15 protein-coding genes are annotated in these 19,989 nt (G+C 68.9%); 8 read left to right on the top strand and 7 right to left on the bottom strand.

Annotated features, from left to right (window positions below; translation table 11 throughout):
• Nucleotides 1-6: 6 nt before the first annotated feature.
• On the bottom strand, nt 7-1,185 hold the full coding sequence (locus tag ASG29_RS04220; protein ID WP_055980465.1) for an acyl-CoA dehydrogenase family protein: 1,179 nt from the start codon (nt 1,183-1,185) through the stop codon (nt 7-9).
• Nucleotides 1,182-1,670 carry a MaoC family dehydratase gene (locus ASG29_RS04215; RefSeq protein ID WP_414884105.1) on the bottom strand — a complete coding sequence of 163 codons (489 nt, stop codon included), beginning with the start codon at nt 1,668-1,670 and terminating at the stop codon, nt 1,182-1,184. Before ASG29_RS04215 ends, ASG29_RS04220 begins: the two co-directional genes overlap by 4 nt.
• A gap of 88 nt (nt 1,671-1,758) precedes the next feature.
• Here ASG29_RS04215 and ASG29_RS04210 point away from each other — a divergent pair, with 88 nt between their 5' ends.
• Both ASG29_RS04210 and ASG29_RS04205 read left to right on the top strand, forming a co-directional pair.
• Nucleotides 1,759-2,949, top strand: a complete 1,191-nt coding sequence (locus ASG29_RS04210) for an acetyl-CoA hydrolase/transferase family protein (RefSeq protein WP_055980462.1) — start codon at nt 1,759-1,761, stop codon at nt 2,947-2,949.
• Nucleotides 2,950-2,960: 11 nt separating this feature from the next.
• Nucleotides 2,961-3,887, top strand: coding sequence for a 3-keto-5-aminohexanoate cleavage protein (locus tag ASG29_RS04205; protein ID WP_055980459.1), 927 nt, complete (start codon nt 2,961-2,963; stop codon nt 3,885-3,887).
• 42 nt (nt 3,888-3,929) lie between these two features.
• Here ASG29_RS04205 and ASG29_RS04200 read toward each other — a convergent pair whose 3' ends face one another.
• Together ASG29_RS04200 and ASG29_RS04195 are read right to left on the bottom strand one after the other, a co-directional pair.
• Nucleotides 3,930-6,380 carry a TonB-dependent receptor gene (locus ASG29_RS04200; protein WP_055980456.1) on the bottom strand — a complete coding sequence of 817 codons (2,451 nt, stop codon included), beginning with the start codon at nt 6,378-6,380 and terminating at the stop codon, nt 3,930-3,932.
• A 76-nt stretch (nt 6,381-6,456) separates the two neighbouring features.
• Nucleotides 6,457-7,452: an NAD(P)H-dependent flavin oxidoreductase gene (locus tag ASG29_RS04195; RefSeq protein WP_055980452.1), complete on the bottom strand. Its 996-nt coding sequence runs from the start codon at nt 7,450-7,452 to the stop codon at nt 6,457-6,459.
• Nucleotides 7,453-7,586: 134 nt separating this feature from the next.
• Here ASG29_RS04195 and ASG29_RS04190 point away from each other — a divergent pair, with 134 nt between their 5' ends.
• The 5 genes from ASG29_RS04190 to ASG29_RS04170 all read left to right on the top strand — a co-directional run bounded on the left by ASG29_RS04190 (nt 7,587) and on the right by ASG29_RS04170 (nt 14,824).
• On the top strand, nt 7,587-9,101 hold the full coding sequence (locus ASG29_RS04190) for an acyl-CoA synthetase (protein ID WP_055980449.1): 1,515 nt from the start codon (nt 7,587-7,589) through the stop codon (nt 9,099-9,101).
• Nucleotides 9,098-10,516, top strand: a complete 1,419-nt coding sequence (locus ASG29_RS04185) for an aldehyde dehydrogenase family protein (protein ID WP_055980446.1) — start codon at nt 9,098-9,100, stop codon at nt 10,514-10,516. The genes ASG29_RS04190 and ASG29_RS04185 overlap by 4 nt, the downstream gene beginning before the upstream one ends.
• Nucleotides 10,517-10,671: 155 nt before the next feature.
• A complete protein-coding gene (locus tag ASG29_RS04180; protein ID WP_055980443.1) occupies nt 10,672-12,090 on the top strand; it encodes a wax ester/triacylglycerol synthase family O-acyltransferase in 1,419 nt (472 codons plus the stop codon).
• Nucleotides 12,090-13,514: an aldehyde dehydrogenase family protein gene (locus tag ASG29_RS04175; protein ID WP_055980440.1), complete on the top strand. Its 1,425-nt coding sequence runs from the start codon at nt 12,090-12,092 to the stop codon at nt 13,512-13,514. The genes ASG29_RS04180 and ASG29_RS04175 overlap by 1 nt, the downstream gene beginning before the upstream one ends.
• Nucleotides 13,511-14,824, top strand: coding sequence for a spinster family MFS transporter (locus tag ASG29_RS04170; RefSeq protein ID WP_055980436.1), 1,314 nt, complete (start codon nt 13,511-13,513; stop codon nt 14,822-14,824). Before ASG29_RS04175 ends, ASG29_RS04170 begins: the two co-directional genes overlap by 4 nt.
• Before the next feature lie 38 nt (nt 14,825-14,862).
• Here the strand turns inward: ASG29_RS04170 and ASG29_RS04165 are convergent, their stop codons facing one another.
• Nucleotides 14,863-15,741, bottom strand: coding sequence for a MaoC/PaaZ C-terminal domain-containing protein (locus ASG29_RS04165; protein WP_082515597.1), 879 nt, complete (start codon nt 15,739-15,741; stop codon nt 14,863-14,865).
• A 248-nt stretch (nt 15,742-15,989) separates the two neighbouring features.
• Here ASG29_RS04165 and ASG29_RS04160 point away from each other — a divergent pair, with 248 nt between their 5' ends.
• Nucleotides 15,990-17,540, top strand: a complete 1,551-nt coding sequence (locus tag ASG29_RS04160; protein WP_055980433.1) for an AMP-binding protein — start codon at nt 15,990-15,992, stop codon at nt 17,538-17,540.
• A 47-nt stretch (nt 17,541-17,587) separates the two neighbouring features.
• Here ASG29_RS04160 and ASG29_RS04155 read toward each other — a convergent pair whose 3' ends face one another.
• Nucleotides 17,588-18,391, bottom strand: a complete 804-nt coding sequence (locus ASG29_RS04155; protein ID WP_055980431.1) for an enoyl-CoA hydratase-related protein — start codon at nt 18,389-18,391, stop codon at nt 17,588-17,590.
• Between the two features lie 116 nt (nt 18,392-18,507).
• Nucleotides 18,508-19,695 carry an acyltransferase family protein gene (locus tag ASG29_RS04150; RefSeq protein WP_055980428.1) on the bottom strand — a complete coding sequence of 396 codons (1,188 nt, stop codon included), beginning with the start codon at nt 19,693-19,695 and terminating at the stop codon, nt 18,508-18,510.
• Between the last annotated feature and the right edge of the window lie 294 nt (nt 19,696-19,989).

The raw sequence follows: 19,989 nt of genomic DNA, 5'->3' as shown, positions 1-19,989 counted from the left end.
CGCGCGTCAGTAGCTTTTCGGCAGGCCCAGCACGCGTTCGGCGATGAAGCTCATGATGAGCTGTTCGGTGATCGGCGCCAGTCGCGTCACCGCGACCTCCCGATACAGCCGCTCGACATGATATTCCTTGGCATAGCCGAACCCGCCGTGCGTCGCGATCGATTGCCAGCACGCGTCGTGCCCGGCGCGCGCGCCCAGGAACTTCGCGCTGTTCGCCTCCGCCCCGCACGGTAGGTCGGCATCGTACAGCTGCGCCGCCTTCATCGCCATCAGCCACGCGGATTCCAGGTACATCCAGCGTTCCGCCAGCGGATGCTGGATCCCCTGGTTCAGCCCGATCGGTCGATCGAACACGACGCGCTCCTTCGCATATAGCGTCGCGCGGCGCAGCGCGTCCTGCCCGATCCCGATCGCCTCCGCCGCGATCAGCACGCGCTCGGGATTCAGGCTGTGGAGGAGGTAGCCGAAGCCCTTCCCCTCCTCCCCGATCCGGTCCTCGTCCGGGACGAACAGGCCGTCGATGAACAGCGCATTCGAATCGACCGCCTTGCGCCCCATCTTCGGAATGCGGTGGACGTCGATCTTCGCGCGGTCGAGGTCGGTGTAGAAGATGGTGATGCCGTCGGTGGGACGCGCGCAATCCTCGAACTTCGTCGTGCGGGTCAGCAACAGGATCTTGTTCGCGACCTGCGCGGTCGAGGTCCAGACCTTCTGCCCGGATACGAGGTAGCCGCCGTCGACCTTCTGCGCGAAGGTCTTGATCTGCGTCGTGTTCAGCCCGGTGTTGGGCTCGGTCACGCCGAAACACACCTGATCCTCGCCCGCGATCAGGCGGGGGACCCAGCGGGCCTTCTGCTCGGGCGTGCCCTTCACCACCAGCGGATGCGGCCCGAACAGGTTGATATGGACCGTCGACGCCGCGGTCATGCCGCCGCCATGGCTGGCGACCTCGTGCATCATCACCGCCGCCTCGGTCACGCCGAGGCCCGACCCGCCATATTCCTCCGGCATGGTGATGCCCAGCCACCCCGCCTCCGCCATCGCGCGGTGGAAGTCGCGCGGGAACACGCCGTCGTCGTCGCGCGCCAGCCAATATTCGTCGTCGAACCGCGTGACGACCGCGCGCACGCCCTCCCGGATCGTGTCGAGATCGTCCTGCGACGGCGCGGCGCGCGCGCCGCTCATGCGGGCTTCGCCATCATCAGCGCGGCGCGCGTGGTGCGGCAGACGATCTCGTCGCGCTGGTTCAGGCCGACATGCTCGAACGTCACGATCCCCTGCCCGGCGCGCGATTTCGACGCGCGCAGTTCCTTCACGATCGTCTCGGCACGGATCGTGTCGCCCGCGAACACGGGCTTGGGAAAGGTGGTGTCCGTCATGCCGAGGTTGGCGACCGTGGTGCCGAACGTCGTATCCTGCACGCTCAGTCCGATCACCAGCCCCAGCGTAAAGATGGAGTTCATCAGCGGACGGCCGAACTCGGTCGTCGCGGCATAGGCGTGGTCGATGTGGAGGGCGGCGGGATTGTAGGTGAGCGAGGAGAACAACATGTTGTCCATGTCGGTCACGGTCCGCCGCACCTCATGCGCGAAACGTTGCCCGACCACGAATTCCTCGAACCACAGACCTGCCACCGCATCTCTCCCCGTCGCCGCCACCGGATAGCGCATCCCGCTTTCCGTAAGCAAGCATATCATTACGCTACGCACCATTGCGCCGCTGCCGCCTTCTGCATAGGGTGGCGGCGAAGGAAGAGGAATGACCCGGATCGCGGATCTGCTGCCCCAGGGGAGCCTTGTACTGGTGGAGGGCGGTGCCGCCGCCTCCGTCGCCCTGCCCGGACTGGTGCGCGATACCGACCATCTGACCTTCACCGGGATCGTCGTTCCCGGCGTCAACCGGATGCCGTGGCTGGCGAATCCGACGGCGCGGTTCGAAACGTTCTTCATGACGCCCGAGCTTGCCGAGGCGGGGGATCGCGTCGATTTCCTGCCGCTGGCCTATTCGGACATCCGGCGCCGGCTGTCGTCGCGGGCGATCGACGCCGCCCTGTTCAGCGTTGCGCCACCCGACGCGGACGGGATGTGCAGCTTCGGCCCGACGGTCGACTTCATCGCCGACCTGTGGCGCGATATCCCGGTCCGCATCGCGCACATAAATCCGCTAATGCCGCGCACGTCGGGGCATCCCGGCATCCCGCGCGACGCCTTCCACGCCGCGGTGGAGGCGCCGCAGCCGTTGACGGAGGTCGACGACGGCGCCCCCGACCCGCGGACCGCCACGATCGCCGCCAATGTCGCGGCGTTCATCGGCGACGGCGCGACGGTGCAGGTGGGGATCGGGACGCTGCCGGGCGCGGTGCTGCGCGCGCTGCGCGACCGGCGCGACCTGTCGATCCATTCCGGCCTGATCGGCGATGGGGCGATCGACCTTCTCGACAGTGGCGCGGTTCCGGGGGGGGAGCGTATCGTCACCGGCCTCGCCATCGGCACGCGCCGATTGTACGACGCGCTGCCCGGCAGCGGCATCCGCTTCGCGCCGGTCGCGCACACGCACGACTGGGCGACGATCGCGCGGCACCGCGATTTCGTGGCGGTCAATTCCGCGATGGAAGTCGACCTGTTCGGGCAGGGGTATTCGGAACGGACGGCCGGCGGCTGGAACTCGGGCACCGGGGGCGCGACCGATTTCGCTCGCGGCGCGGCGCTGGGCGGTGGCCTGCGCATCCTCGCCCTACCCGCGAGCGCGCGCGCGGCGAGCCGGATCGTCCCCGCGGGTACCGGGCGCGGCCCGGCGACGCTGTCGCGCACGGATACCGACATCGTCGTGACCGAACACGGCGCCGCCGACCTGCGCGGGTTGAGCCACGACGCCCGCGCCGCCGCCCTGATCGCGATCGCCGCGCCCGCGCACCGCGAGGATCTCGCCCGCAGCTGGCGAACAGGCTGAAGGAGAAGGACATGCCGCAGAAAGTCATCATCACCTGCGCGGTGACGGGGTCGATCCACACTCCGTCGATGTCACCGCACCTGCCCGTCACCGCGCAGGAGATCGCGGATGCGGCGCTGGGCGCGGCGGAGGCGGGCGCGGCGATCGTCCACCTGCATGCGCGCGACCCGAAGGACGGCCGCCCCGACCAGTCGCCCGAGGCGTTCGAACCGTTCCTGAAACTCATCAAGCAGCGCAGCGACGTGGTCGTGAACCTGACCACCGGCGGATCGCCGTACATGAGCGTGGAGGAGCGTATCCGCCCCGCCGCGGTGTGGAAGCCCGAGGTCGCCAGCCTGAACATGGGTAGTATGAATTTCGGGCTGTTCCCGATGCTGAAACGCTTCACGCAGTTCGAGCATGCGTGGGAGCCGGAGATGCTGGAGGGCAGTCACGACCTGGTCTTCCGCAACAGCTTCAAGGACATCCGTTACGCGCTGGAGACGCTGAACGAGACCGGCACGCGGTACGAGTTCGAATGCTACGACACCGGGATGCTCCACAACCTCCATTACTTCTGGAGCGAGGGACTGGTGAAGGCACCGTTGTTCATCCAGACGGTGTTCGGCCTGCTGGGGGGCATCGGCCCGCATCCCGAGGAGGTCCTGCACATGAAGCGCACCGCCGACCGCCTGTTCGGCGACAATTACCGCTGGTCGGTGCTGGGCGCGGGCCGCAGCCAGATGCCGATCGTCGCGATCGGTGCGGCGATGGGCGGCAACGTGCGCGTGGGACTGGAGGATTCGCTGTGGATCGGTCCGGGCCGGTTCGCGGAAAGCAACGCCGCGCAGGTGCGGCAGGCGCGCAAGATCGTCGAAGGACTGGGGCTGGAAGTCGCCACCCCGGACGAGGCGCGCGCGATCCTGGAACTGAAGGGCGGCGACGCGGTGGGATTCTGACGGCATCCGTCCTGCCGGGACTGCCCGGCAGGACGGACCACCTCAGAACCTGAAGCTGGCGCGCAGGCCGTATTCGGCGGGCATGCCGGGGTAGCGGATGACGGTGTCGATCGCGGACGTCACGCCGGCCCAGTAATATTCGTTGAAGATGTTCTTCCCGTACGCGGTCAGTTCCCAGCCCTCGTCCGACGCGACGCCGATCGTGCCGTTCACCAGCGTCCGCGCCTTGATCCGCCACAGCGGATCGCCCGCGAAATCGGCGCTGCTCTTCCCCTGCGCATTGGCGGTCGCGGAGGCGACCAGCCGCAGCGTGTCGGTGATCGGCGCGTCATAGGCCAGCGTCGCGCTGCCCTGCCATTCGGGGGTGTAGGAGAACGGCCGCCCCTTGAAGTTCGTCGGCACGCCGAGTTCGGTGAAATCGGCGAAGTCGCTCGTGATTTTGGAATTGAGATACGCGCCGGCGGCGGAGAAGGTCAGCGCGGGGACGATCCGCCATGTCACGTCGCCCTCGACGCCGTAGACCCGCGATTTGGGCACGTTGCGGATGCGCGACAGCGTGCCGAAGATCAGATCGGTGACGCGGCCGTAGATCTGCTTGTCCTGATAATCGTAATAGAAGGCGTTGACGTTGAGCTGTATCCGCCGGTCGAACAGGCCCAGCTTCGTCCCGACCTCGTAGGACGTCAGCTCCTCCTCCCGCACCGGATCCAGCTGCGTCTCCACGCTGGCGGCGAAGATCGGGAAGACGCCCGCCTTGAAGCCGCGCGCCACGGTTCCGTAGAACAGCGTCGTGTCGGTCGGCGTGACGGTCGCGGTCACGTTCCACGAAAAGTTGCTCTGGTCCTGCTGCCGCTGCACCCCCGCATTGCCGACGAACCCGCGCAGGTCGCTCTGCAACGTGTAGCACTGGCCGGGTGCGAGATTGTAGGTGCCGCCGGTGCGCGTCAGCACGGGATAGACCGTGTTCACCAGCGCGACGTTGCCGCCCAGATAGTCGCGGACGCACCCGGCGAAGCGCTGCTTGTCCTGCGTGTAGCGGCCGCCGACGGACAGCTTGAACAGGTCGCTCAATTTGTACTCGGCGTTGGCGAAGCCGGCATAGACGTTGGAATCGATCTGGCCGCGCACATCGTAATTGCCGAAGCTGCGTCGCAATTGCGCGGGGGTGTAGCGCGTCTGCGGCAGGATTTGCGCCAGGCCGCGCAGTAGCGCGATCTGTCCGTTCTGGTCGTTGTAGCCGATATCGCGCTCGGTCGCGCGATCGTCAGCGAAATAGCCGCCGATCGACCAGTTGAAGCGGTCGCTTTCGCCGATCAGGCGCAATTCCTCGCTGACCGAGCGGATGCGCCCGGTCGTGTCCTGGAAGATGCTTTCGGTCTGCACGCCCGCGGCATCGGACACGTCGCGGTGATGCAGTTCGTTGTAGCTGGTCAGCGACGCGATCCGCACGGTATCGGACAGTTCGTAGCCGACGTTCAGCGACGTGGCGGAGAATTGCGAATCGACCAGCGGCGCGGGGTGGAAGATGCCGATGTCCGCCTGCGGCTGGTTGCCGATCGAATTCCAGTCCGCCTGCGTGTTGCTGGTGGGGTTGGCGATGATGCTGGCCGCGGTGCGCGGGTTCGCGACCGGCCGCGTACCGTAGATGTAGAAGATCGCCTGCCCGGCCAGGCTGTCGCCGTGCCGGTTCCAGTAGGTGCCGGTCAGCGACGCGGTCAGCGGGCCGCCGTTGCCGAAATCGAGCGTGCCGCGGAACGATTGCTGGTACATCTGCCCCAGCCGTTCGTCGCGGGTGACGCTGCGTTGCCAGCCCTGCCCCCTGTTCTGGCTGTCGAACGCGACGCGCGCGCGGACCGAGTCGGACAGCGGGCCCGCGACGAAGCCGGAGACGTTGACGGTCCGGTAGTTGCCGACCTCGAACGTCAGGCCCGCCTTCAGCGTGTCGGTCGGCTTGCCCGTGACGTAGTTGATGAGGCCGCCGGTGGCGTTGCGCCCGTACAGCGTGCCCTGCGGCCCCTTCAGCACCTCGACCCGTTCCAGATCGAACGACACGCCCTGCGCCATATAGGGATAGGGCAGTGCGGCCTGATCGAGATAGAGCCCGATCGGCGCGGTCGACGAGGGGTTGCGCGTGTTGAAGCCGATCCCGCGCAGGGTGTAGACGGTCGCGCCGCCATAGGTGGAGGTGGCCTGGAACCCCGGGACGAGGCCGACCAGGTCCTGCGGCTCGCCGATCCCCTGCCGCACCAGCTGCTCGCTCCCCAGCGCGGTCACCGACACGCCCACGCGCGACAGCGATTCCTCGCGACGTTGCGCGGTGACGACGATGTCGTTGATCGCGGTATCCGACGCCTGCTCCTGCGTCGCCGCGTCGGCCGGCGTCGTGCCGGCGGCGGCCAGGCCCGCCGCGTCCTGCGCCTCGGCGGGCGCCGTCCACGCGAGGGCGGCGGCAAGTGCCGCGATCGAAACGGATGCGATTGTCCTGTGCGCCATTGTCACCCTCCCATCGCGCCGGTCCCCCCGGCGACGTATCGTTGAATCGTGCGGCGCCCGTCGCGCCATGTCCCGGTCAGGCCCCGACCGCGGTCCGCGCCTGCGTGATCCCGGCGAGCCGGCGATCGATGATCGCTTCCGCCTCCGCGACGATGCGGTCGATCAGGTCGCGGACCGTCGGCACGTCGTGGATCAGTCCCTGCACCATCCCGGCGGACCAGATGCCGTGTTCGGGATCGCCCGAATCGAGCCCCTCCTTGCCGCGCGTGCCCCTGACGAGGTGCGCGATCGCCTCGAACCCGTTGCCCTCCCGCTCGATGCGCAATGCCTCGCTGGCGATCGTGTTCTTCGCCACGCGCGCGGTGTTGCGGTAGCTGCGGTACAGAAGCTCGGTCGCGCGTTCGTCGTTGGCGACGATCTGCTGCTTGATCCCGTCGTGGATCGGCGCTTCCCGCGTCGCGCAGAAGCGCGTGCCCATGTTGATGCCGTCGGCCCCCAGCGCCAAAGCGGCGACGAGGCCGCGGCCGTCGCCGAAGCCGCCCGACGCCAGCATCGGGATCGTCACCTGGTCGGCGGCGGCGGGGATCAGGATCAGACCGGGTATATCGTCCTCACCCGGGTGACCCGCGCATTCGAAGCCGTCGATGCTGATCGCGTCGACGCCCTTGCGCTCGGCCGAGAGGGCATGGCGGACGCTGGTGCATTTGTGGATGATCTTCAGCCCCGCGGCCTTGAACATCGCCCATTGTTCCGCGATCGCGGGCGTACCCGCGGTCTCCACGATCCGTACGCCACCGTCGATGATCACCTGCGCATAGGCGTTGTGATCGGGCGCGTTGATCGTCGGAAACACCGTCAGGTTCACGCCGAACGGCTTGTCCGTCATGTCGCGGCAGCGTTTGATCTCGTCGGCGAGCGCCTGTGGCGTCGGCTGCGTCAGCGCGGTCAGGAAACCCAGCGCGCCGGCATTTGCGACGGCGGACACCAGCTCGGCGGTGCCGACCCACTGCATCCCGCCCTGCGCGATCGGATGTTCCACCCCGAACATTTCGGTGAACCGCGTCCTCAACATCCCGCTCCCTCCTGCCCGTTCGCTCTTGCGCCGGATCGTCTGGTGGCGTTCTATCGCGCACATTACGGGACGGATCAATATAATTCTGTTGCGTACTATCTGGCAGGTTACTAGACCGGCGCGGAGAGAGAGGAATGATGCCCGAACAATATGTTCGCACCGCCGCGATCATGTCGGACACCGGCGCGGCGATCGACTATGCCGCGCTCGACGACCGCTCGCGCCGCCTCGCCAACGTCCTCCTCGATGCGGGACTGCGCGCGGGCGATCGCGTCGCGGTGCTGATGGAGAACAACCTGGCGTGGTTCGTCGCGCAATGGGGCGTCCGGCGTGCGGGCATGTTCTTCGTCCCCGTCAACTGGCACCTGAAACCCGCGGAAATCGCGTACGTCGTCGACAACAGCGACGCGCGCGCGGTCGTGACCAGCGTGATGCTGCTGGAGCTGGCGCGCGAGGCGACGGACGGCCTGCCCGCGGTGTCGCTGCGGCTGGCGGTCGGGGCGGCGCGCGACGGATTCCGCGATTTCGACGCCGTGCTGGACGCCGCCTCCCCCGATCGCCCGGCGGTCGAGCAGGACGGCGGCGCGATGCCCTATTCGTCGGGGACGACGGGGAAGCCCAAGGGTATCCTGCGCGGCGCGACCGGCGACACGTTCGGCACGCCCAACAGCCTGGAGACGATGCTGGCCGCGACCTATGCGATCGACGGCGACGCCGTCTATCTGTCGCCCGCGCCGCTCTATCATTCCTCCCCGATCGGGTTCACCGGCACCGTGCTGGTGCAGGGCGGGACGATCGTCCACATGCCGTCCTTCGACGCGGAGGCCGCGCTGGCCGCGATCGAGCGGTATCGCGTGACGCACGTGCAGTTCGTGCCGACGCATTTCGTCCGCCTGCTGCGGCTGCCCGCCGATGTCCGTGCGCGCTACGACCTGTCCAGCCTGCGCGTCGTCGTCCACGCCGCCGCGCCGTGCGCACCCGACGTGAAGCGCGCGATGATCGAATGGCTCGGCCCGATCGTGTTCGAATATTACGCCGGAAGCGAACGCTGCGGCCTGACCGCGATCGACAGCGAAGAATGGCTGGCGCACCCCGGTTCGGTCGGACGCAGCCTGACCGGCGCGATCCACATCCTCGACATGGAAAGCGGGGCGGAACTGCCCGTCGGCGAGATCGGGACCGTCTATTTCGAGAATCCGGTGCCGTTCGATTATCACAAGGACCCGGCGAAGACCGCCGCGACCTTCAGCCCGCAGGGATGGGGGACGCACGGCGACGTCGGCTCGGTCGATGCGGAGGGTTACCTGTACCTCGCCGACCGGCGCGCCGACCTGATCCTGTCGGGCGGGGTCAACATCTATCCGCAGGAGATAGAGAATGCGCTGGCGCTCCACCCCGCGGTGATCGACGCCGCCGTGATCGGCGTGCCCGACGACGAGTTCGGGCAGGAGGTGAAGGCGGTGGTCCAGCTCGATCCCGCCGTCCCCGCCCCCACGCCCGACGCATTGCGCGATCATTGTCGCACACATCTGGCAGGGTTCAAGGTTCCGCGCTCGATCGACCTGGTCGATGCGCTCCCCCGCCTCCCCAACGGCAAGCTCCTGCGCCGCGAGCTGGTCGATCGTTACCGTCCGAAGGAACCCGCATGACCTATACCGCCACGATCGACGGCAAGGCCGTCGACACCGCCGCGCACCTGAGCGTCCTCAATCCCGCGACGGAGGAAATCGTGGCGCTGGCGCCCGATTGCGGCGTCGCCGAGCTGGACGCCGCGGTCGATGCCGCGCGCCGCGCCTTTCCTGCCTGGCGCGCGACGCCGATCGCGCAGCGACAGGCGATGGTGAAGGCGCTGGGCGAGGCGATCAAGGCGCACAAGGACGAGCTGATGCGCCTGCTGACCAGCGAGCAGGGCAAGCCGCATGCGGATGCCACCGGCGACGTGCTGGGCGGCGCGATGTGGTGCAAGGTGTACGGCAACATGGACCTGCCGGTGCAGGTGACCGAGGATTCGGACGACCGCCGCGTCGAGGTGCGGCGCACGCCGATCGGTGTCGTCGGCGCCCTGGCGCCGTGGAACTTCCCCGTCATCCTGGCGATGCTGAAGGCCGCGCCGGCGCTGGTGGCGGGCAATACCGTCGTTCTGAAGCCGTCGCCCTTCACCCCGCTGACGACGTTGCGGATCGGCGAGCTGGCGCGCGATATCTTTCCGGCGGGGGTGCTGAACGTCCTTTCCGGCGGCGACGCGCTCGGTCCGCTGATGACCGCGCATCCCGGCATCGACAAGATCAGTTTCACCGGATCGACCGCGACCGGGCGCAAGGTGATGGAAAGCGCGTCGGCGGGATTGAAGCGGGTCACGCTGGAACTTGGCGGCAACGATGCCGCGATCGTGCTGCCCGATGTCGATGTCGACGCGGTCGCGAAGCAGGTCTTCGCCGCCGCCTTCGGCAACAGCGGGCAGATCTGCGTCGCGGTGAAGCGCCTCTACATCCACGCCGACATCTACGACCGCTTCGCCGCGGCGCTGACCGACCTGGCACGCGCGGCCAAGGTCGGCGACGGCGCCGAACAGGGCACGCGCTTCGGCCCGATGCAGAACAGCGCGCAGTTCGCGCGCGTGAAGGACATGATCGCGGATGCGAAGGCACAAGGATACGACTTCCTGATCGGCGGGGACGCGATCGACCGGCCGGGATATTTCCTGCCGCTGACGCTGATCGACAACCCGCCCGAGGACAGCCGCATCGTGCAGGAGGAGCAGTTCGGCCCCGTCCTGCCGCTGCTGAAATGGCGCGACGCGGACGACGTCGTCGCGCGCGCCAACGCCACCGAATACGGTTTGGGCGGACAGGTGTGGGGCGGCGACGTCGACGCCGCGATCGCGCTGGGCGACCGGCTGGAGACGGGCAACGTCTTCATCAACCAGCCGCAGGCGATCCTGCCGCACGCGCCGTTCGGCGGGCACAAATCGTCGGGCATCGGCAGCGAATCCGCGCTCGACGGCCTGCTGGCCTATACCAATGCGCAGACGGTGATGGTGGGGAAACGGCCGGTGGCGGCGTAGGCGGGCGCGCCTCGGTTCGTGCCGAGGAGACATCGAGCGAAGCCGAAATGCCGTCTCGAAGCCGCGTTGCGCGTGCCCTTCGAGACCAGGCTTCGACGTCGCTCAGCCTCTCCTCAGGGCGAACGGAGGTGAGGGATCACGGAAGGAGCGGCACGATGAAGCGGATCGAGGCGACCGACGCGGCGTTCCTCGACGTCGAGCGGCCCAATACGCCGCCGCTGATCGGCGCGCTGATCGTCCTCGACCCCGCCACCGCGCCGGGATCGTTCGTGCGCCACCGCGACATCCTGTCCTATCTCGACCGTCGCCTGCACCTGGCACCTAACCTGCGCAAACGGTTGATGTTCAGCCCGCTCAAACTGGACGAGCCCGTGCTGGTCGACGACGAAAACTTCGACCTGGAATTCCACGTCCGCCACATCGGCCTGCCCCGCCCGCGCGACCGGCGGCAGCTGGGCATCCTCGCCGCGCGCCTGATGTCGCGGCCGATGGACGTGCACCGGCCGTTGTGGGAATTGTACGTGATCGAGGGGCTGGAGGACGTCGACGGCGTCCCCGCCGACGCCTTCGCGATCCTCATCAAGCTGCACCATGCCGCATTCGACGGAGCCGCGGGTGCGGCCGCGATCTGGGCGCTGATGCAGGCCGCGCCCGATGCGGAGCCCGAGCCGCCGGCGCAGCCATGGGTGCCCGAACGCGCGCCCGGCGTCGCGCAATGGGCGGTCGGCGCGATGTTCGCCAATGCGCGGCAATGGGTGGAGAATGCCGCGGCGCTGACGACGCTGGGCGAGCGCGCGGTGCGCGGCGCGCTGGCGGCGCGCGACGATCCGGCCGGGCTGACCGCGCCGCGCACGCGGTTCCAGGCGGCGGTATCGTCGCACCGCGTGCTGGACTGGGTGATCTTCCCGCTTTCCGAGTTCAAGGCGATGCGCGCGCGGCTGGGCAGGCCGAAGATGAACGACCTGGTCCTGACCATCATCGCGGGGGCGCTGCGCCGCTACCTCGAACGGCACGGCGAGAACCCCGGCCGCTCGCTGGTGGCGATGTGTCCGATCAACGTGCGCGGCGCGGGCGACGCGCTGGAAGGCGGCAACAAGGTGACCGCGATGCGCGTCGCGATCGGCACCGACATCGCCGACCCGGTCGAGCGACTGGCCGCGATCCAGCGGTCGAGCATGCAGGGCAAGGAGCAGGCGGAGCAATTGGGCGGCACCTTCTTCGCCGACCTGCTGGCCCTGACCCCCTATGCGGTGCGCGGGCGCGTGATGCGGGGCGTGACCGCGGCGGCGGAGCGGACCGACCAGCGCTTCGCGATGGCCAACCTCGTCGTCACGAACGTGCCCAACCCGCCGGGCGACTGGTATTTCGCGGGATCGAAGTTCCTCGCCTATGCCGCGTTCGGGCCGATGTCGCCGGGGCTGGGCCTGTTCCACGTCGTCACGGGCATGGACTGGGAGATGTCGATCTCCGTCACCTCCACGCGCGAGATCATGCCCGACATCGCGGATTACATCGACGACCTGCGCGCATCGTACGAGGAAGTGCGCGCGATCGACCTCATGGGAGACAGCTGATGGCCATCATTGCGGAAGAACGCGGGACCGACGTACCGGGCGACGACGACGCCATCGCGGCGCTGCACACGGCGTTCGCGCGCCAGAAGGCGGCGTTCCTCGACGACCCGTACCCGTCGCCGGCGGCACGCGTCGCGACCCTGCGCGCGCTGATCGACATGATGCTGCGTCACGAGGGCGAGGTCGTCGCGGCGATGCAGGCCGATTTCGCCAGCCACCCAGCGACGGCGGCCGCGATGGTCGAGGTCCACGGCGTCGTCGCGCGTGCCGAAACCGCGATCGCGGCGCTGCCGGAGATGATGGCCCCCTCCGCGCGCGCGGTCGATCCCGCCCTCTTCGGCACCGCCAGTGCGGAGGTCCGCTATCAGCCGAAGGGCGTGATCGGAAACATCGTCCCGTGGAATTTCCCCTTCGACCTGGCGATCGGCCCGCTGATCGACATGCTGGCGGCGGGCAATCGCGCGATCATCAAGCCGTCCGAATATACCCCGGCCTGCGCCCGCCTGATGGCGCGGATGGTCGCGGAAACCTTCGATCCGACGCTGGTGACGGTGGCGGAGGGCGGGCTGGAACTGTCGCGCGCCTTCTGCGACCTGCGCTGGGATCACCTGCTGTACACCGGCAGTCCCGATGTCGGGCGACAGGTGATGATGGCGGCGGCGCGCAACCTGGTCCCCGTGACGCTGGAGCTCGGCGGCAAATGTCCCGCCTTCCTGACGCCGGGATCGGTCACCGCCGACAGCGTCGCCGACGTGATCGGGACGAAGCTCATCAAGAACGGGCAGATGTGCATCTCGGTCGACTATGCCCTGGTGCCGCGCGCCGAGGTCGACGCCTTCGTCGCGCTCGCCGGCGACCACATCCGCCGAACCGCGCCCGATTATTCGCGCAGCGACGATTGCACCGGCATCGTCTCCGACCGCCACATGGACCGGATCGAGGCGATGATCGCGGACGCGCGCGACCATGGCGCGACGGTGATCGCGCCGGAGGACGGCGGCATCACCGACCGCGCGACGCGGCGGATGCCGCTGACATTGGTGATCGATCCCGACCCGGCCACGACGGTGATGCGCGAGGAGATTTTCGGCCCCATCCTGCCGGTCGTCCCCTACGACGATGTCGACGACGGTATCGCACGGATCAACGCGGGCGAGCGGCCGCTGGGCCTGTACGTGTTCGGGGCGGACGAGGCGATGACCGCACGCGTGGTGGATCGCACGTCGTCGGGCGGCGCGGCGATCAATTGCTGCGCGATGCAGGGCGCGTTGCCCAACATGGGCTTCGGCGGGATCGGCAACAGCGGGATGGGCCGCCACCACGGCGTGGAGGGGTTCCGCGAATTCTCCAACCCGCGCGGCGTCTTCACCCGCGGCACCGGCGACGCCATCGCGGCCTTCCATCCGCCGTATCGGGCCGCGTGAGCACGCCCGTCCGGGCCACGCCGCGGGCGTGGTTGATGACCGTGCTGGTCGGCGCCTACGCCTCCAACTTCGTCGACCGCACGATCGTCAACGTCCTGCAACAGCCGATCAAGCAGGAACTGGCGTTGCAGGACTGGCAGCTGGGCCTGCTCGGCGGGACCAGCTTCGCGATCTTCTACACCCTGCTGGGCCTGTACGTCGCGCGGCTGGCGGAGCGGCGCGACCGGGTCACGATCCTGACGCTGTGCATCCTGGCGTGGTCCGCCTTCACCGCCTTGTGCGGGCTGGTCACCAGCTTCATGCAGCTTCTGCTGCTGCGCATCGGCGTCGCGATCGGGGAGGCGGGGGCGACGCCGACGGGGCATTCGCTGATCTCGGACCATTATCCGGTCGCGCGACGTGCAGGCGCGCTCGCGGTCTTCCATTCCGGCAACACGCTGGGCAGCGTGCTGGGCGCGTTGATCGGCGGATTCGTGGGGCAGGCCTATGGCTGGCGCTGGGCCTTCGTGGTCGCGGGTGTTCCCGGCCTCGCGCTCGCCGCGATCGCGTGGTTCACGCTGCGCGATCCGCGCCGGCAGGCACCGGTGGCCGCCGCGGACGTGCCGCCCCTGACGGAGGTCGCGCGGTTGCTGTTCGGCAAGGCCGCTTTCCGCCATCTGGCGTTCGGCGCGGGGCTGATGCTGTTCGGCTCCTACGGCGTCTTCGCGTTCGTCACCGCGCATTTCATGCGGACCTTCGCGTTGCCGCTGGCCCAGGCGAGCCTGATCGGCGGGGTCGGCACCGGGCTGGTGCTGGGCATCGGCACGCTGTCGGGCGGGTTCCTGGCGCAGCGGCTGGCGGTGCGCGACCGGCGCTGGCTGGTGTGGACGACCGCCGCCGCGCTGGCGCTGGCGGCGCCGTTGTGCGCGCTCGCTTTCACCGCCACGGCGGTCGTGCCCGCGACGATCCTGTTCCTGACGATGGCGACGCTGCTCGGCGTGTTTCAGGGGCCGCTGTTCGGCGCGCTCCATTCGCTGGTCGCGCCGCGGATGCGCGCGACCGCCAGTGCGATCCTGCTGCTGGGCATCACGCTGCTCGGCCTGGGATTGGGTCCGCTGGTCATCGGGCTGCTCAGCGACATGCTGGCGGCGCGTGCGGTCGCGGGGTTCGCCGACCTGTGCCGCGCGGGCACCGCGACCGATCCGCGCTGTCTTGCCGCATCGGCGCAGGGGTTGCGACAGGCGCTGGCGGGGTGTGCGGTCGCCTTCGGATGGGCCGCGCTGCACTTCGCGCTGGCGGGGCGGACGATCCGGGCGGACATGATCGACTAGGGCGCCGGGTGTAGCCCGTCGATCGTCGCGGTACCGAGCTACCGCGGCGTCAGCAGGCAGCGGCCGTTGTTGATGACGGTGACCCCGCGATCGGGCACGCAGCACCGGAACGATGCCACCCCGCCGTCGATCCACACGTCGGTCGCGATCCGGTCGCCGGGGAAGACGGGGGAGGTGAACCGTACGTCGAACCCCGCGATGCGCGCCGGATCGTAATCCGCCGCCACCGCCATCACCGCACGACAGGCGATGCCATAGGTCGCAAGGCCGTGCAGGATCGGCGCGGGGAAGCCCGCGCGCGTCGCCAGCGCCGGATCGGCATGCAACGGGTTGCGGTCCCCCGTCAGGCGGTACAGCAGCGCCTGATCCGCGCGCGTATCGGTGACATGCACGTGGTCGGGCGCCCGATTGGGCACGTCGTGCAGCGCGGTCGTCGGCCCGGCCGGGCCGCCGAAGCCGCCGTCGCCGCGCGCGACCAACGTCATGCCGATCGTGAACAACGGCGCGTCGTCCGCCGCCAGCCGCGCCGCGGTCTCGCTGTAGATCAGCGCGCCCTTCCCCTCCCCCTTGTCGAGGATCTTCGTGATCCGCGTATCGGCGAGCAGATGCGCGGCGGTCGGCAGCGGCCGGTGGATCGTCAGCGTCTGTTCGCCGTGGAGCAGCATCGCCTTGTCGATCGGCAGCGTGCGCGCCAGCATCGACCGCGCGACCACCACCGCCAGCGTCGGCATCGCGACGAAGCCGGCGCCCTCGTACACGAACTTCAACTCGCGCGGATCCAGCGGATCGCGCCCCATGCCGATGCCCAGTGCGTAGAGCAGCGTGAGCGTATCGTCGTAGGAGAACGCCTTGTCCGTTTCCCGCAATGCCATGAAGGCGTCGTAGTCGATGCCGCTCGGGCGGCGCGTGTCGGTCATGTCAGGCTTCCTTCGCGATCCTGCGCATCCGGACCTCCTGCGCCCCATCGGTGATACGATAGCGGCGACGGTGACGATCGCTGCGCCCACACGGCGTGTGCCGCCGATCGGGCAGGTCCTGCGGCAACCGGAAATCCACGCCCGTCCCCCTTCGCGGAAAGGTGTTGTTATGTATCGTTCGCTTACGTAGCATATCCGGTGTGATGCGGTCGTCAAGTATCGTGCGCGCCAGTGAGGGGAGAGCCCGCATGAACCCATTCGATACCGTGGCCATCTCCACCTTCGGCGCGCTGGTGCGCGATCACGCCGCGGCCCGGCCCGATGCCGCCGCCTTATCCTTCGCCGACCGTCGCTGGACCTATGCCGCACTCGATCTGCACGCCAACCGCATCGCGCATGCGCTGCTGCGCGACGGGATCGTGGCGGGCGACCGGATCGCCTGGCTGGGACGGAACAGCGACGTCGTGGCGCTGCTCGCCCTCGCCTGCGCGCGGGCGGGGGCGATCTTCGTCCCGATCAACTGGCGCCTCGCGCCGCTGGAGATCGCGCATATCCTTGCCGACTGCGGCGCGCGGGCATTGGTGCTGGGGGACGGCTATCGTACCCCCGCCGGCGCGCCGCCGATCGCCACGCTCGATGCGCGAACGCTGGTCGACGGCGCCTGGCTGGACGCGCGGATGATCGCTCCCGACGTGGCGGTCGATGCGCGCGATACGGTGCTGATGATGTACACCTCGGGCACGACCGGCCTGCCCAAGGGCGTCATGCTGTCGCATCGCAGCCTGTTCGGCACCAGCACGCTGCGCCGCCGCACCGCGGTGCCGTGGGACGACTGGAGCGCGGACGACGTGACGCTGGTGCCCGTGCCGCTGGCGCATATCGGCGGGTTCGGGATGCTGGCGCGCACCCTGTTCTTCGGCGGCGAGGCGGTGGTGCAGGAAGGCTTCGATCCGGGCGACGTCCTCGACGCGATCGCGCACCGCCGCATCAGCAAGGTCGGGCTGGTGCCCACCGCGATGAAGATGGTGATCGACCATCCGCGCTCGCGCGAGGTCGACTATCGTCGCATCCGCACGATGATCTACGGCGCGGCGCCGATCACGCTCGACCTGCTGCGCGAGGCGATCGAGGTGTTCGGGTGTCGTTTCGCGCAAAGCTACGGCATGAGCGAGACGAGCGGAACCTGCGTCGCGCTGCCCCCCGACGACCACGACGTCGCGGGCAATCCGCGGATGCGGTCCGCCGGGCGCGCGCTGCCCGGAACCGAGCTGAAGATCGTCGATGCGGCCGGCGTCGCGGTCCCCGACGGGACCGACGGCGAGATCGCGATCCGCTGCATCTCGGTCATGAACGGCTATTGGAACAGGCCCGACGCGACCGCGCAGGTTCTGGACGCGGACGGATGGTATCGCACCGGGGACGCCGGATGCCTCGACGCCGACGGATATCTGTTCATCAAGGATCGCCTGAAGGACATGATCGTGTCCGGGGCGGAGAACATCTATCCGGCGGAGGTCGAGAACGCGCTCGCCGACCATCCCGACGTGGCGCAGGTCGCGGTGATCGGCGTGCCCGACGCGCATTGGGGCGAGGCCGTGAAGGCGGTGGTCGTTCCCGCCCCCGGCCGCAGCATCGACGCCCCCGCCCTGATCGCCTGGGCCAGGACGCGTATCGCGGCGTTCAAGGCGCCCCGGTCGATCGATATCGTCGCCGCCCTGCCGCACAATGCGTCGGGGAAGGTACAGAAAGCGGAGCTGCGCAAACGCTATTGGGCGGGCTCCGAACGGGGCGTGAACTGATCCGCCGACGCCGGTCGCGGCGACGCCTGCGCTCATGCCGGCCGCCGCTAAACCTCCGGCAGCCCCGCCGACACCGTATCGGGGAACACCGCCGCACGCTTTTCCATGAATGCGGCCACGCCCTCGCGCGCGTCGGCCGATCTGCCGCGCGTGGGGATCATCGCGCTTTCCATCAGGTGCGCGGCCATCGGAGCAGGCTCGGCCAGCATCCGCCACATCATCCGCCGGGTCAGCGCGACGGACACCGGCGCGGTCCCCTCCACATAGGTGCGCGCAAGCGTCCGCGCGGCCTCCATCAGGTCGCCGGGGGCATGCAGCGACCGTACCAGCCCCGCCGACAGCGCCTCGTCGGCCCCGAACACGCGGCCGGAATAGCACCAGTCGAGCGCGCGGCTGATCCCCACCACGCGCGGCAGGAACCATGACGATGCGGATTCGGGCACGATCCCGCGGCGGCTGAAGACGAAGCCGAACCGCGCATCCGTCGAGGCGATGCGGACATCCATCGGCAGTTGCATCGTCGCGCCGACACCGGCGGCGACGCCGTTCACCGCCGCCACGATCGGCTTCACGCTGTCGAAGATCCGCATCGTCAGGATCCCGCCCCAGTCGCGCGCCGGGTCCGATCCGTCATCCCCCGTCCCGAAGCCGCCGCCCGACAGGTCGGCACCGGCGCAGAACGCGCGCCCCTCCCCCGTGACGATCAGCGCCCGGACCGCATCGTCCGCATCGGTCTCGTCGAACAGCCTCGCCAAGGCCACCGCGGAAGCGCGCGTCAGCGTGTTCATCTGCGCGGGCCGGTCGAACGTGATCGTCCCGATCCCGTCCGACAGCCGATAATCGAACGCCATCTCACCCTCCGTTCGGTTACATACCGTGCGTTCCCGGATTATCATGTTCCGAAAAACCGGCAAGGTGGACATCGCCGCCACCCGTCGCCGCGGCGCGCCCCGACCCGCGCGGGCGGTCAGTCGCGCCAGTCCGAAAGGATCAGGCGCGCGATCGATTTTCGCCGGCTGAGGATCGGACGCTCTATGACGTGCCAGGAGAAGGCCGCGAACGCGCACGCCAGGACGGCGCCGACCATTGCGTGCCAGAGCCAGCCTTCCCGTGCGATCCCGACGGCGTACAGGGTCTGCTGGATCGGATAGCCGTACAGGTAGATCCCGTACGAATAATCGCCGCGATCGAAAACGGGCAATCGCGGCAAGGGCGTCAGCCCGATGAAGACGGTCAGGTACACGAGCGCGGGACAAAGGACCGCGTTCAGGATCGGCGTATCCCACCGCGCCGGGAGGAACAGGCAAGCGGCCACCAGCGCGATCGCGATCAGCGCGGCCAGCCGGGCCGAATAGGGGATCGCCTCGCGCAGGATGTAGCAGACGCACCCGGCCATGAAGAACGGAACGACGCGGAATTCCCAGCTCAGCAGCACCCGGGTCATCCGGGCGACGACCCCCCCGACCAGCCCCGATGCCCGGCCGTAGCCGCCCGATCCCGCCATCGCCGAACCGCCCGGAATATACGGGAGCGCGAGATAGACGATCAGCGGCAACAGGACGGCGCCGAGGGACACGATCACCATCGCGGCGGGGCGACGGATGACGGCGGTGACGATCGCGACGGAAATGAACGCGTAGCAGGCGAGTTCCCACGGGATCGTCCACAGGGAAGCGTTGACCATCCCGGAATGCGGGTGCCCGACGAACACCCCCGGCAGGACGTACTGGATGTTCCCCGTGATGTTCAGGAGGTAGCGCCACGTCCCGGGCGAGGCGAGATATTGCGACGGCGTCAGGCTGGTCACCAAGGCGCCCAGGATGAGCGCGGAGAACAGGACCTCCACGAACAGGGCGGGAAAGATGCGGAGCCCGCGGTGGAGCAGGAAGCTGCCGAGCGACAGCCGCTGCCCGCTGCCGGTGATGAGGAAGCCGCTGAGCGCGAAGAACATCGGCAGCAGCGATTCGATCAGCAGCCACGCCGCCCCGGTGGCGGCTTCCGGCCCGCGCACCACGTCGAAGCTGTGATAGGTCAGGATCGACAGCGCCAGCGCCACGCGCAGGGCATCGAACCCCGGCCCGACGCCCTGATGGCGGGCAAGCTGGCCCGCGAAGGTCCGCGGCGTACCGGGTACCCGGCGGGCGGGACGCGTCACCCTCCCGCCCCGCGCCTCGGGCGCGCGTCATCGCCGCACGCCCCGACCGCCGTCGCGTCCCCCGCGTGCCCTTGTCGGTGACGGAACAACGGTCGATCCTCCCATTCAAGTCGTGACGATAACAGGTTTGCGGCCGTCGGAGTGATTCCGCCACGCGGGAACGACCGCGGCGGAACGATCAGCCGCGCCGCAAGAGCAGCCGGACGACGATCCCGAGGACGGCGATCAGGCACAGGATGGTGACGGGTAACGCGATCGGCTGCATCGAAAACCCTTCCGTCGACCAACGCATGG

It is taken from the genome of Sphingomonas sp. Leaf412, from assembly GCF_001425405.1.
Classification (GTDB): Bacteria; Pseudomonadota; Alphaproteobacteria; order Sphingomonadales; family Sphingomonadaceae; genus Sphingomonas.
Note: the sequence above shows the minus strand (reverse complement) of the source record. Positions and strands in the feature narration are given on the sequence as shown.